This is a genomic window from Hafnia sp. HMSC23F03, assembly GCF_001816025.1.
Lineage (GTDB): Bacteria > Pseudomonadota > Gammaproteobacteria > Enterobacterales > Enterobacteriaceae > Hafnia > Hafnia paralvei.
The window spans coordinates 250,577-264,420 of the sequence record NZ_KV824242.1; the positions used below are offsets into that span (position 1 = coordinate 250,577).

Sequence of the window (13,844 nt, forward strand, 5' to 3'; positions counted from 1 at the left end):
ATTCACTCGGCTGTCCGGTAATGTGCCGGAAAAGATCAACGTCAAAACCAAAGGACAAAATCAAAACGTTTTTTGGTTTTTAGTTTAAGTATTCGTAGGAAGAATCGCCGGAACAGGGATGTACCGGCGGAGTTTGAGGCGGGGCTAGATGACCGATACCAAAATGGAGCGAAGATGGCATCTCAGAAACGGGAGTTACGCCGTCCCACCTACCGTCATCGAATCTAACTTCAGGGTTGGTTGTCCTACACCGACCGGTACGCTTTGCCCCTCTTTACCGCACACGCCAACGCCTTTATCCAGCGCCAGATCGTTGCCGACCATAGAGATTTGCTGCATTGCTTCAATACCAGAACCAATCAGCGTAGCGCCTTTCACCGGTTTAGTGATTTTGCCATTCTCGATCAGATAAGCCTCTGATGTAGAAAACACAAATTTGCCAGAAGTGATATCCACTTGACCGCCCGCGAAGTTTGGCGCATACAGGCCATACTCGACGCTGGAAATAATATCCTGTGGGGTAGATTTCCCTGCCAGCATGTATGTGTTGGTCATACGTGGCATTGGCAGATGTGCGTAAGATTCACGACGACCATTTCCCGTTGGAGCAAGCCCCATCAGGCGGGCATTCATTTTGTCCTGCATAAAGCCTTTCAGAATGCCGTTTTCAATCAATACGTTGTACTGCCCCGGCACGCCTTCATCGTCGATAGCCAGAGAACCACGGCGACCACTGATAGTGCCGTCATCAACAACGGTACACAGCTCAGAAGCAACTAACTGCCCCATCTGACCGCTGAATACTGACGTGCCACGACGGTTGAAGTCACCTTCTAAACCATGCCCTACCGCTTCGTGCAACAGCACGCCTGGCCAACCAGCCCCCAGAACGACCGGCATCGAGCCCGCAGGAGCTGCAACCGCCGATAAATTCACTAACGCCATGCGCACCGCTTCTTTAGCAAACGCATCAGCGCGAACGTCGCCATCGACCAGTTCAAGGAAATATTCGTAACCGGAACGACCGCCACCGCCGCTAGAACCGCGCTCACGACGCCCATCTTCTTCTACCAACACGCTTACCGAAAGACGAACAAGAGGACGAACATCTGCCGCCAGCGTGCCATCGGTCGCAGCCACCAAAATCAGTTCATACACGCCAGTAATGCTGGCAGAAACTTCCTGCACTCGCGGATCTTCAGCACGAGCAACGTTGTCCACGCGATGTAACAGCGCAATTTTCTCTTCACGCGGCAGGCTTTGCAGCGGATCAATGGCCGGATACAGTAAACTATGAGGGATGTTACCCAAGGTTTGGACTTTGCCATTGCCTTGTTCACGCACAATGCTACGAGCGGCCTGAGCGCTTTGATTGAGCGCGTTAAGGGTAATCTGATCCGCATAGGCAAAACCGGTTTTCTCGCCGCTGATAGCGCGCACACCAACGCCTTGATCGATGTTGTAAGAACCGTCTTTAATTATACGGTCTTCAATCACCCAAGATTCGTGGTAACTGGACTGAAAATAGAGGTCAGCGTAATCAAGCTGACGCTCAGCCAGTGTGCCCAATACTGAAAACAGATCTTGATGACTCAGTTTGTTAGCAGCCAATAACTGCTCACTGACGAACGTCAGACTCATAGCGTTTTTACTCTTGTTTATCCAAAGGATTAACCAGCTTCGGCTGGAATCGGTTGTGTTGGGCGACCGGCATCTGGGTGCGGATATTCTCAAGTGAGTGAGTATTCACCTTCACCTTAATCGGCATAACCAAATCGGCATTTTGTTCAATCACATTGCCCCAGCCATCAACCGCCATGGTGTGCCCCCATGTACGGCGAGTTGCGCCATGACGACCAACCTGAGCCGGAGCCAAAATATAGCACTGGGTTTCGATAGCGCGTGCGCGCAGCAAAATCTCCCAGTGAGACTCTCCGGTCACGCGGGTGAACGCAGCCGGAACGGAAATAATTTCTGCACCTTTATCACGCAGCGCTTGGAATAAGCCAGGGAAACGCAGGTCATAGCAAATTGTCATGCCCAATTTGCCTACCGGTGTATCCACGACGGTAAGGTGCTGGCCGTGCTGATAGGTATCAGACTCGCGATAATGACCGTGAGTATCTTTGATATCAACATCAAACATATGTAGCTTGTCATAACGCGCTTTCAGCTCGCCTTGATCGTCAAACAACAGACTGCTCGCGGTGATTTGTTTGCTGTCTTCACGACTGACGAGCGGCATTGAGCCGACCAGAATCCATACGCCGTAGCGGCGCGCCATATCACGGATTGCATCCTGCAACGGCCCAGTGCCTTCCTGTTCCGCCTGTTGATGGTATGCTTTCGAATCAGCAAACAACAGCGCATTTTCTGGCGTCATGACCAGCTTGATATTGCTATTTAACTGTTTGAGTTGCTGTTCTATTTGCGCCAGATTCGACCGGATGTTATCTCCGCTGCACAGTTGCAATAAAGCAATATTTGCATTCCTCATCGTGCTATTTCTCCTTTGGCTGGCGTAACACTTCATTAATAGTTGGGTGATCTAAACTACCTGTAATGTTGTAGCGTATGAGCGATATTTTATTCCACAATGGCGCAAGCACTTTCGATGCGGCAAACACCGCAGCCCCCACCACGGGATTAATAACAAATGCGGTAGCGACGCCTACAGTCGCGGAAATCTCAGGCGCAACAACAGCCTGCATATCGATACGGCGCGTGACGAAGTTCACTGAACCATCCATCGCGATATCAGCGGCTAAGCCGTCTATCAGCAAATCATTCGTGGATAAAATACCATTCTTAAACTTACCATTGCCGCGAATGCTGTCATAGTAGAACCCCTGACCAAACGTATCGCTAAAATCAAGTTTTAGCTTACGCAGCAATGCATCAAAACTCACTAAACGTAGCAACTGTCCTGCTCGGCCACCGCCCGCGTTATCAATCTCACCTTTACCCAGCTTACTGCTTAGCGTGCCATTAAGCGAATTCACCTGTGGCCTCCACGGCTCACCAATCCAATTCACGTCGAAATGGACATCGAAAGGTGAATTTTTCAGCGGAGAAGCGAAACCAAAGTAGTCACTGCTGTTGGTCACGTTAGCGCCCTTCAGCCGGCCTTTGAGTACAGTATGATCTTTCTCGCCGCTTTGGTTCCAAGTGCCAGTCAACGTCAGTTGAGTATTACCCGTATTTATCAACCCGTTGCTTAATACCAACTGGTCGCCACGAGGTGCCAAATCGGCATTAACCTGACGCAACCGCTGCCCCATCATCCAGCAGTCCTGACAGCGAAGTATCATGCTTGGCCATTGGCTGAAAGAGACCCTCTTAACGGAGGGTGGAGCCGCCATAACATCGCTAGCCGCTGGCGTCGCCGTGCTCCACTGCGGGTTATAATACAGATACGCTAAATTCGCGCGCAGTACGTTATTGTTATCGAGATCGGCCTCGCCGGTAATTTCACGCCCTTTGGCACTAATATGGGTACCGTTCGCCAACTTAGAAGCCGAAACGGTTAGCTGATGCCATGTTTGCCCAGCCAGAATTAACTGCGGCGTACTCAAATTAACCACTTGTGGATAGCTAAAACTGGAGCCCGAGGCTTTCGATTTATCGCCCAGTGCAGGCGCCAGTGCCGCCAGCCACTCTTCGCCATCCAGCGCAGGTAGATTTAACGTCAACGATTCATTTTCTGGCAGCGCTGGAACCTTGCGACTGTTATCACTCCATGCCGCTCGCGCCAGTTTCACACCGTGTTTTTGCAGAATAAGCTGGCTGTTAAAATGATTCTTTGGCCCCAAGCTTCCCGAAAGCATGAAACCATTAAGATCGCCTTTGGCATTAACCACGAGAGGTAATGCCTCTCCCCGCGCTTTATCTAGCGGAGAAGGTAAGTGACTGCTTACATTTTTTAGATCTGCATTGACCTGAACGTCATACGATGGATGGCCTTTGTGCGGCAGTTTGATCGCAACGTTACTGTTCCAAGGCGCAGAGCCACTGACGTCTTTCGCCAATGCCGTCGGCATCCATGGCAGTTTGGCAGGCTGCCAATCCGCATTTAGCTCAACATTAACACCGAAGTCCTGTTCACCTTCCGCCGTTGAGAAAGTGAAATTCACTGGCTGACCAAACCACGACGCATTCATTGGGCTGCTGGTTAAATTGCCATTGTCGAAGTGCAATGAGCCGTTTAGCTGGGTAAAGGTGCTGGCGAGTGGTTTAATCAGCAAAGCGTTATTTTTGAACGTGACATCCCCCGAAGCGCGAGTGGCTTTGCCGTCCAAGGGAATATCGAGATGTAAGCGCCCACTGACACTTCCATCGACTTCCAGCTCATCTAACGCCGCGCCCACAGAATTCGCCAACGGTGACTCTTTAAAGTATTCATGCACCGCCTTACCTGAACCGGCGACCTTAGCATCAACCAAGAGCTTTTTATTGTGGTAAACCGGGATAACCGCAGTGATATCCGTGCCATCAACATCGCCCAGCTTGGTATGCGGTGCGTCCATCCACAGCCCATCGTTGAGGAAGTTTAAGTCAATGGCCAGATTGTTCAGCGGGGCCCAACCAGGCTGGAAGCGGAACGTCGCATCGCGCAACGGCACGTACACTTGGAACTGGCCTTCATTATGCTGATACGGGAAATAATGTGGGTTACCTGAATACACCAAGGTCGCATTATCGACTTTGCCGCCTTCTAATGCGCCAGTCAGATAGTCTACCAAGTGCGTGCCCATCAGCGGCTCAGGGAAATAGCGCCATGCCTGGGTGGCGTCATACAGCCGAATCCCAGACAAGATACCCAGCCACGGCTGCCCCTCTTTAGGGTGCTGATATTTAAATTCGCCTGTCGCCCATAAAGACTTGGCTTGAACATCAAGATTGTCACCTGAAAGCGACCATCCCTTGTCGTTATTAGTAAAGGAGGCATAGCCACTCGCGTGACTGACTTCCAACGGTGCACGGAACATATTGCCATAAGGCAATATGCTGTCTTTCAAGGAGAATTTCAGCCCCGCATTCATCGCGCTGCCGGAAACACTACCGTCGAAGTGATCCACTCCCGGCAATAATTTCCATGGCTGCCAACTCACACCCTGCCACGCACCAATAAACCGTGAACGTTCAGGCTGCTGTAGGGGAATATCTACCCCTGCATAGGAAACATGGCCCTTTGGCTGAATGTCATCCCAGTGGCCAATAGCATCCGGCGTCAAGAATGCCAACGTCGGTAAAATAGGCCCGATGCGCTCTAGCTGCAAATCTGTCGCCCGCAGACGCAGTTCTTCTGGCTGATCGGGACCAATAAAGCGGGTGTTCTCAGGACGATACATCGCACTTAGTGAGCCTTTAGGCCATGCAACGCCATCGGTAGCGAGGTTCAACTGAGGAATATCAAAGGTCCAGCCGCCAGCCACTCGCCCGACTTGCAAATTAAGGTTATCTACCGTGAGATCGTGCTGTTTATCCGCCGTGCTCCAATTGGCCTCACCTTGCTTGAGAACCAGATGCCCACCTTGAATTTCGCCGTCGGCCACCGTGAGCCACGATGCAAGGCTGAACTTCGCGCTATGCAGACCCGTGTTACGGTTCACCCAACGACTCAACCATGGCTTCATCTCAATCTCATCGGCCTGTAAATAGACCTGACCATCGCTCAGCAAGCCATTTTTATCATGCAAATCCATTCGAACCTGCAAATTGCCATGCTGGCCTTCCTGCGTCGAGAACATCACCTGTCCTTCAGCACGATGGCGCGTGGCGGTGTTTAACCATGTCAGATTAGGGATATTAAGTTGAATGCGTGTGCCAGACGGGCTAGGAAACGTAATCTTGCTATCGCGCAGGATAAAATGGTCAAACTGATAGAGGAAAATATTGGTGAGGGTGTCACTTTCAACCCCATCGGTACCCGATGAAGAGCGGCTGAAAGGCTCATTGCTGTTAGCGTTTAAATGATAAAACGTTAGATCGCGGAACTGCCAGCGCCAGTGCAGTAAAGACTGCCACACATCCAGCGCCACGGTCACGCGCTGAATTCTAATATTACCTTTAGGCTGTACCAGTGAAATGTCGCGCACATCCAGCGTTGGACCAAATGATTGCCAACTGGCATCTAGCGTACCGATCTTCATCGGTACACCAGAGTACTGCTCAATTTTTTCAACGATTTGTGGACGAAAACGCTCAAGATGAGGCAACGCCAAGCGCAGACCACTCACTATCAGCGCCACCAGCACAGTCAATGTCACCAGTGTCGCCAGTAAGTATCCAGACAATCGCCTCACGCTCTTCTCCTTGAAATCATTATCGTAAGTTGAGCGTGCAAATCACATCATAACCACGTCGAATTGTTCTTGGTTGTAGAGCGGCTCAATCTGTACTTTGACCTGTTTACCGACAAAAATCTCTACCTCAGCCAAAGAATGAGATTCTTCGCTTTTCAGCGCTTCGCCAACGGCGGGTGATGCATAAACAAGGAAGCGGGCACTGTCATAAGCATGATGAACACGCACGATTTCACGCAAAATTTCATAGCACACCGTTTCGACCGTTTTCACCGTTCCGCGTCCACGGCAAGTTGGGCAGTCGCTGCACAGTACGTGCTCAATACTCTCACGCGTTCTTTTACGCGTCATTTCCACTAATCCTAGCTGGGAAAATCCATTTATGCTGGTTTTTGCACGATCTTTACTGAGCGCTTGTTCTAACGAATGTAAAACGCGACGGCGATGATCCTCGCTGCTCATATCGATGAAATCAATAATGATTATGCCACCTAAATTCCGCAAGCGTAACTGACGCGCGATAGCCTGCGTCGCCTCTACATTCGTATTAAAGATGGTTTCATCCAGATTACGATGCCCCACAAAGGCACCGGTATTGATATCTACCGTTGTCATCGCTTCGGTCTGATCGATAATCAGATAGCCACCCGATTTTAATTCGACACGACGATCGAGCGAACGCTGGATCTCATTCTCAACATCATAAAGATCGAAGATCGGCTGCTTACCGGCATAGAGTTCCAGCTTAGACGTCATTTCTGGAATATATTCGCGAGTGAATTCGGTAAGTGAATCAAAATTAAGACGAGAATCCACACGAATGCGATCCAAAGCAGCGCCAGCAAAATCGCGCAATACGCGGTGCGCCAACGCCAATTCACCATACAGCTTACATTTGGTTTTATTACGGCGTTTGCGTTCCATCACTTTGGTCCACAAACGCTTTAAAAATGCGGCATCTTGTGCCAATTCTTCGTCATCAATACCTTCAGCCGCAGTGCGGATAATAAAACCGCCCTGCTCATCACAGTATTCAGAAACGATCGATTTCAATCGATTACGCTCCGCTTCCCCCTCAATACGCTGAGATACGCCGACATGGCTGGCTCCCGGCATAAAAACTAAATAGCGAGAAGGTAGCGTGATATCCGTTGTCAGACGAGCACCTTTCGTACCCAAAGGATCTTTTACCACCTGAACCATCAGGTCTTGTCCCTGACGAACCAGCTCAGCGATATCGCGGACATGGAAATTCTTTTGTTCATCACCCGCTACGCATTCAGTATGCGGCATGATGTCCGAGGCATGTAGGAAGGCTGCTTTATCTAATCCAATATCGACAAATGCGGCCTGCATACCTGGAAGTACACGGCTGACACGCCCTTTGTAAATATTGCCAACGATACCGCGTTTAGATTCGCGTTCGATGTGGATTTCTTGCAGGATCCCCCCGTCAATGTAGGCGACCCGTGTCTCTGAAGGTGTAACGTTAACTAGCAATTCAGCTGTCATGGTCTCTCCTCACGTCCCGTAACGCCATAAACTGTTCAAGTAGCTCCTGTGTTTCCACTAACGGTAGTCCCATCACAGCATGATAACTACCGGAAATGGATCTCACGAAGCAGCCACCTTTTCCTTGTATTCCGTATGCACCCGCTTTATCCATGGGTTCGCCGCTGGCGATATAGTCGTGAATATCCTGTTCGCTGAGAGCCCGAAATGTCACGTCGGTAATCACATGACAATATAACTGATGTTGGCGATCGGCCAGTGAAACCGCCGTAATGACCTGATGGGTTCGCCCCGACAGTTGGCGCAGCATCTGCGCTGCATGCTCGCTATTACGCGGCTTCTCCAATACTTGTCTATCAAGGACAACAATCGTATCAGCACCCAATACCGGTTTATCTTCAGGCGCAGCTTGAACGCCGGCACGTGCTTTATCCTGTGCCAGACGACATACATATTCCAACGGAGCCTCTTCTGGCTGACGCTGCTCTTCCACATCAATAATCAGTCGTTCAAATGGAATATCCATTAACGCTAATAATTCACGACGGCGCGGCGATCCAGATCCCAGATAGATAGAGTCCATTGATAATTCTCTTTATATAAATGAATGATCTTTACCCAGAGGTAAATCATTGAACCGCAAAACGACGGCGTACCTTACGCATCAGCAGAAATAGCCACGGCCAAAGTACACCGTTAACCACACTACTCCAGAACACCTCTGGACGGAAAGAGGCATTTGCAATAACAAATTCCCCCCAGAAAACAACAATGTCCATCGCCGCAGTCAGTAAGACCACCATCAGAGCCTGTTGCCATAGCGCCATATTGCGGAATAGCTGAAACTTGAAGGCGACTAAATAGGCCAGCAGGCTAAACGCCAATGCCCGAATACCAAGCGTTGAACCTAAGATCAAATCCCAGATTAGCCCCAGCACAAACCCTGTGCCCACATTCACGCGGTGTGGCAACGCCATAACCCAATAAATCAGAAACAGCGCTAACCAATTAGGCCGGAACATCATCAGCTCATCCGGCCACGGCATGATCTGCAAAACAAAGGCCAGCAAAAAGAATAGCCAGATAACCCAGCGACCTTGGCTACGATATCCCGACATTAACGGCCCCCTTGCGTACGAGCAGGAAGCGACGTTGCGGATGGCGATACCGCTGGTGCAGCGCTGTTATTTGCAGGTGCTGCTGGCGTCGTTGGTGCAACGGCAGTGGTGCCTGGAGGCGTGATCCCTGCGGCTGGAGCAGGTTGCTGTGGCCCCATCTCTGACGGCGTTGGCAATACCTGTGGCATCATTTGCATCAGACGCTCATTGGCAACCCGATGCACTTCATCTGGCGGCAGCGGCATCGTGCCGTTGCGATCGGCTCCCCACAGCAGCAACAGGTAGCGTAAGCGCTGGAGTCCTGCGGTTGGGCGCGCTTTGATTACGGTATACGCACGCTGGTTATCAACTTTAACCGAAGAGACAACCGCAACCGGATAGCCTTCTGGGAAGCGCCCACCTAATCCTGATGTCACAAGCACATCGCCGACACGAATGTCAGTATTGGCCGGTAGATGTTCAAGCTGGAGATCGTCGGTGCAACCATTGCCCGCAGCCAACACTCGGATATCGTTGCGTAAGACCTGAATAGGTAAGGCATGCGATGCATTACAGATAAGCAGCACGCGGCTGGTCATCTTACCAACCGCAACAACCTGACCAACCACGCCTTTATCGCTAATTATAGGCTGACCAAAATAAACACCGCTGTTACTGCCCTTGTCAATCACCACCTGATCGCTATAAGGATCGGGCAACGTTGAAATAACCTGAGTCACCATCTTGTGCTCATCCTGACGTAGCGGTGAGCCTAATAATTCGCGCAGGCGAGCATTCTCTTGTTTAAACTGGCCGAGTAACAGGGTATCGCTATTTTTTAATAGGAGTTCTTGGCGTAATGCCCTGTTTTCCAGTTCCAATTGTTCGCGAGTGGCCAACGTATTGGATACATTGTCCAGAATCTGACGGGGTCCGTTTGACAGATAATAAAATGGACTGACGGCGGTATCGAGGTAGCTACGGATGTGCAGAAAAGTGCCAAAACGGCTATCTGCAACTACTAATCCTATAGCAACAACCACGGCCAGAAAAAGTCGGAGTTGCAGAGAAGGACCTCTGCTGAAAATCGGCTTCATAAAATTGCGTTATCCTCGACAGCAGGGAAACAGGCAAATTTTCCCGAGCGGTATTAGCGATTCCACGATGCACAACCACCGGCTTGGGGATCCCAATCCGGTGGCAGACACGTGGCATCACCGGCAAGCAGAAGCTAAGCCTCTGCCTACTGGCTGATTATTCTTCGCTGAACAAATCACCGCCATGCATATCGATCATTTCCAACGCTTTACCACCACCACGCGCCACACAGGTCAACGGGTCTTCGGCAACAACAACTGGAATACCGGTTTCTTCCATCAGCAGACGATCCAGATTACGCAGCAGTGCACCACCGCCGGTCAGAACCATCCCGCGTTCAGAGATGTCAGAAGCCAACTCTGGTGGACACTGTTCCAGAGCTACCATCACCGCGCTCACGATACCCGTCAGAGGCTCTTGCAACGCTTCGAGGATTTCGTTGGAGTTCAGCGTGAATCCGCGAGGAACACCTTCAGCTAAATTACGGCCACGAACTTCAATCTCATGAACTTCATCACCCGGATAAGCAGAACCGATACCGTGTTTGATACGTTCAGCGGTTGCTTCACCAATCAGTGAGCCGTAGTTACGACGCACATAATTAATGATGGCTTCATCAAAGCGGTCACCACCAATACGAACAGAAGAGGAGTAAACCACACCGTTCAGGGAGATAACGGCAACTTCGGTAGTACCACCACCAATATCCACAACCATTGAGCCAGTTGCTTCAGACACAGGCAGGCCAGCACCAATTGCCGCAGCCATCGGTTCTTCAATCAGAAAGACTTCACGTGCGCCAGCACCCTGAGCAGACTCACGGATCGCACGACGTTCAACCTGAGTGGCACCAACCGGCACACACACGAGAACGCGTGGGCTTGGACGCATGAAGCTATTGCTATGCACCTGTTTGATAAAGTACTGAAGCATCTTTTCAGTCACGAAGAAATCGGCAATAACGCCGTCTTTCATTGGACGAATTGCAGCAATATTGCCCGGTGTACGACCCAGCATCTGCTTAGCTTCATGCCCTACCGCAGCAACACTTTTCGGGGAGCCTGCGCGGTCCTGACGAATCGCCACTACGGACGGTTCGTTCAATACAATGCCTTGTCCTTTCACATAAATCAGGGTATTGGCTGTACCCAAGTCGATGGACAAGTCATTTGAAAACATGCCACGGAATTTCTTAAACATAACTGAAGGATAATCCTGAAAGCTGGGGGCGAAAAATAAAATCCGCCTACTTTACCAACCACACGAAGCAGCGACAAGGCGCAAAAACGTCCTACTTCGGTGAAAATTTACACCATGTTTGAGATTCAACGAATTAGGCTCGCAGGTCAGAGAAACAACAGCACAATCTCACCTTCAACAGCCACAGAAACACCACGCCGGTAATTCGTTTAACGGTAAAACACAGCACACATAAGCTTTAAAACTGACCGACAGACAATATACTGCTCAGCAGATCCATTAACGTAAATGCGTTGAATACTGCGCACGGTCCTTTGTATCAATCGGCAGGCGATAAACAAACGTTAGCACCTACCAACTATGAATGACTTGGTCGCGCGCTATTCTACGTGAATTTCACGCGACAAAAAGGCCAATTTATTGCCTATGCGAATATTTTTTTTACACACGGCTAACCGGTCTCGGTTTTGCAAAGAAATCGCCCTGACCGCCGGCAATTCCCTTCTCTTTTAGCACCAGCCATTCCTCTTTGGTGCGAACACCTGCGGCAAAAACTTGCGCCGAAGTTCCCTCACAGGCACCTGTCAGACTCTGAACAAACAGCTGATTTTCTACGCGCTTGTGAATATTGCGAACCAAACCGGGATGAAGTTTTACCAACGTCACCTGCAATTGCTTAATATAAGAAGTGCTAACCACTTTTAAGCCCGCTTGAGAAATAACAATATGACATCCGAGTCCTTGCAGCAGTCTAACAACTGGGCGCAAGCGGTCTATATGCTGGCTCACATCTGCTTCAGCTAATTCAAAGAAAATGCGCTGACGGAGCGCTTTTTCATTCTGAAGCAGAGTATCGCGCAACCAACGTTGAAAACTGCGCTGCAATAATGAGTCAATACTAACCGGAAAGGCCAGTTTCTCTGCAGAAAAATGACGCAATAACGGAATAATCTGAAGCAGCATCTGGCGGTCGTAACTTTCAGCCATACCAAGCTGTTGAACTAGCGGATAATATTCGGCGCTGGGTAACGCCTGACCACCGTCGTAAATATAAGGCAGGATATCGTGATGATGCACATCACCTTTGACGTCGATGGCCTCTTTGTGCAAAAGCGTTGGGCCGCCTCGTGCCAGCGTTTGTTCTAATAAAGTGCGCCATTTGACGCTACCACGAACCACCTCAGGAACGGGATTATCATCCACGAACCATCCATTACTCCCCTGTAATGCAGCATTACGCGCTGCCTGCTCCGCCTGATCCATGACCTGTTCCGTACTTTGTCCATAGTGGTACAGGCTAATGCCAATATGCAGTACTTCTTCGATATCAATTCCGTTGGCCGGCGGTATTGCGCTAATAGAGTTAATGAGCTGCGCTGCAAATCCTTCCGCTTCTTTTAATGAACGATGAGGAAGTAATACGGCAAAATTATTTTGAAAATAACGAGCTAATAACCCCGATGGATAACGCATAACCGACGTCGATAGCATATTCACCAGCGAATAACGGAATTCTTCTCGCTCCCGCTTTCCGTGTAAACCTGCCAGCGATTCCCAATCAGGCACACGGATAACCATCACAACGCCATGGGCCCCTTCATCTTCAAGCTGTGTCGTGAGTTGGTTATCAAAAAAGAGGCGATTATTCAGACCGGTTCGAGAATCCTGGGCTGCAAATGCGCGGATCAGCGTATCAACGCGTCCACGTTCTTCTCTAGCATCAGCAAGATCGGAGAGTAATCGGTCAATCGCACTGCTCGCATTAGGAGGAAACTCGTGTACATCGCCGCGAACCGCATTCTCTCGTTCACCGGCAAGAATTTTACGCGCTCTACGCTCAAGCTTTTCCAACCCAAGGGTTTGCTCACGCAGCCAGCGATAGCTAAAAAGCAACACCACAATCATTAAACATATAGAGATCGTAACGGGGAACATTGTCTCCAGTGAGCGGGTATAGCTGGCAGTGGGGTCGATATACACCATTTTTAGGCTATAGCCCGGATGATGCATTAACGTGGCTTCGACATAGCGCTGATTCGTCAGGGTGTCCCATACGTTATATGTATTGGGCAATTTAAGTTGATAAACCTGATGGGAGTCATTATGGACAATGATTTCACTCACTCCGGAGGATCGCATCACCACCGGCAGCCATTTTTTAACGTTATCGCGCGGCTCAGTGAGGAGAAGCTGATCAATCGTGGTCGCGAGTGCATTCAATTGGCGCTCAGCGTGATTGTGGCTCTGATTGAAAAAACTGTATGTACTGCCTAGCAACATCAGCAGCATGGCTAATGCGACTAAAACAGTAATAAACGCAAATAACTTGGTTGTGATACGCATCCCTGTCAGTACCCACCTATATAATGTAACTTAGCCAAGAAATATGGCACCCAAGCGCTTTTCCTTTACACAATGCAGACATCCTAAGAGCTTCATTGCTCTATATCAAAGACAACTTTTCAAATTATTCACACACTGATTAATCTACTACTAGCATAGCGAATTACTGATTAATCTGAGACGATTTCTATCAACAATTAGTTCGGTAGTTATTTTTTACCGATTTATAATTTTTCACGATTTATCACTTCCCGACGGTTCGCTCGGCAATCTCACGACCTCAACGAGG

At 49.7% G+C, this 13,844-nt stretch carries 9 protein-coding genes; all 9 read right to left on the minus strand.

Going from position 1 to position 13,844, the window contains the following annotated elements; translation table 11 throughout:
- Positions 1 to 195: 195 nt before the first annotated feature.
- The gene (tldD, locus tag HMPREF3091_RS19650; RefSeq protein WP_070718276.1) at positions 196 to 1,641 is read right to left on the minus strand and encodes a metalloprotease TldD; all 1,446 of its coding nucleotides are present in this window, start codon (positions 1,639 to 1,641) and stop codon (positions 196 to 198) included.
- A gap of 7 nt (positions 1,642 to 1,648) precedes the next feature.
- Positions 1,649 to 2,497 carry a deaminated glutathione amidase gene (nit1, locus tag HMPREF3091_RS19655; protein WP_008815385.1) on the minus strand — a complete coding sequence of 283 codons (849 nt, stop codon included), beginning with the start codon at positions 2,495 to 2,497 and terminating at the stop codon, positions 1,649 to 1,651.
- Positions 2,498 to 2,501: 4 nt separating this feature from the next.
- On the minus strand, positions 2,502 to 6,305 hold the full coding sequence (yhdP, locus tag HMPREF3091_RS19660) for an AsmA2 domain-containing protein YhdP (RefSeq protein WP_070718278.1): 3,804 nt from the start codon (positions 6,303 to 6,305) through the stop codon (positions 2,502 to 2,504).
- A gap of 42 nt (positions 6,306 to 6,347) precedes the next feature.
- Positions 6,348 to 7,817 carry a ribonuclease G gene (rng, locus tag HMPREF3091_RS19665; protein ID WP_070718281.1) on the minus strand — a complete coding sequence of 490 codons (1,470 nt, stop codon included), beginning with the start codon at positions 7,815 to 7,817 and terminating at the stop codon, positions 6,348 to 6,350.
- Positions 7,807 to 8,400 carry a Maf family protein gene (locus HMPREF3091_RS19670; protein ID WP_035504371.1) on the minus strand — a complete coding sequence of 198 codons (594 nt, stop codon included), beginning with the start codon at positions 8,398 to 8,400 and terminating at the stop codon, positions 7,807 to 7,809. Before HMPREF3091_RS19670 ends, rng begins: the two co-directional genes overlap by 11 nt.
- A gap of 46 nt (positions 8,401 to 8,446) precedes the next feature.
- A complete protein-coding gene (gene mreD / locus HMPREF3091_RS19675; RefSeq protein ID WP_004097168.1) occupies positions 8,447 to 8,935 on the minus strand; it encodes a rod shape-determining protein MreD in 489 nt (162 codons plus the stop codon).
- Positions 8,935 to 10,011, minus strand: a complete 1,077-nt coding sequence (gene mreC, locus HMPREF3091_RS19680; protein ID WP_004097167.1) for a rod shape-determining protein MreC — start codon at positions 10,009 to 10,011, stop codon at positions 8,935 to 8,937. The genes mreD and mreC overlap by 1 nt, the downstream gene beginning before the upstream one ends.
- Before the next feature lie 157 nt (positions 10,012 to 10,168).
- Positions 10,169 to 11,212, minus strand: a complete 1,044-nt coding sequence (gene mreB, locus HMPREF3091_RS19685; protein ID WP_004097166.1) for a rod shape-determining protein MreB — start codon at positions 11,210 to 11,212, stop codon at positions 10,169 to 10,171.
- A gap of 441 nt (positions 11,213 to 11,653) precedes the next feature.
- Positions 11,654 to 13,555 carry an RNase E specificity factor CsrD gene (gene csrD, locus HMPREF3091_RS19690; RefSeq protein ID WP_004097165.1) on the minus strand — a complete coding sequence of 634 codons (1,902 nt, stop codon included), beginning with the start codon at positions 13,553 to 13,555 and terminating at the stop codon, positions 11,654 to 11,656.
- Positions 13,556 to 13,844 lie beyond the last annotated feature (289 nt).

Coding starts and splice junctions, on each gene's coding strand:
- tldD (WP_070718276.1), bottom strand. CDS start 1,641: ATGAGTCTGACGTTCGTCAGTGAGCAGTTATTGGCTGCTAACAAACTG.
- nit1 (WP_008815385.1), bottom strand. CDS start 2,497: ATGAGGAATGCAAATATTGCTTTATTGCAACTGTGCAGCGGAGATAAC.
- rng (WP_070718281.1), bottom strand. CDS start 7,817: ATGACAGCTGAATTGCTAGTTAACGTTACACCTTCAGAGACACGGGTC.
- HMPREF3091_RS19670 (WP_035504371.1), bottom strand. CDS start 8,400: ATGGACTCTATCTATCTGGGATCTGGATCGCCGCGCCGTCGTGAATTA.
- mreD (WP_004097168.1), bottom strand. CDS start 8,935: ATGTCGGGATATCGTAGCCAAGGTCGCTGGGTTATCTGGCTATTCTTT.
- mreC (WP_004097167.1), bottom strand. CDS start 10,011: ATGAAGCCGATTTTCAGCAGAGGTCCTTCTCTGCAACTCCGACTTTTT.
- mreB (WP_004097166.1), bottom strand. CDS start 11,212: ATGTTTAAGAAATTCCGTGGCATGTTTTCAAATGACTTGTCCATCGAC.
- csrD (WP_004097165.1), bottom strand. CDS start 13,555: ATGCGTATCACAACCAAGTTATTTGCGTTTATTACTGTTTTAGTCGCA.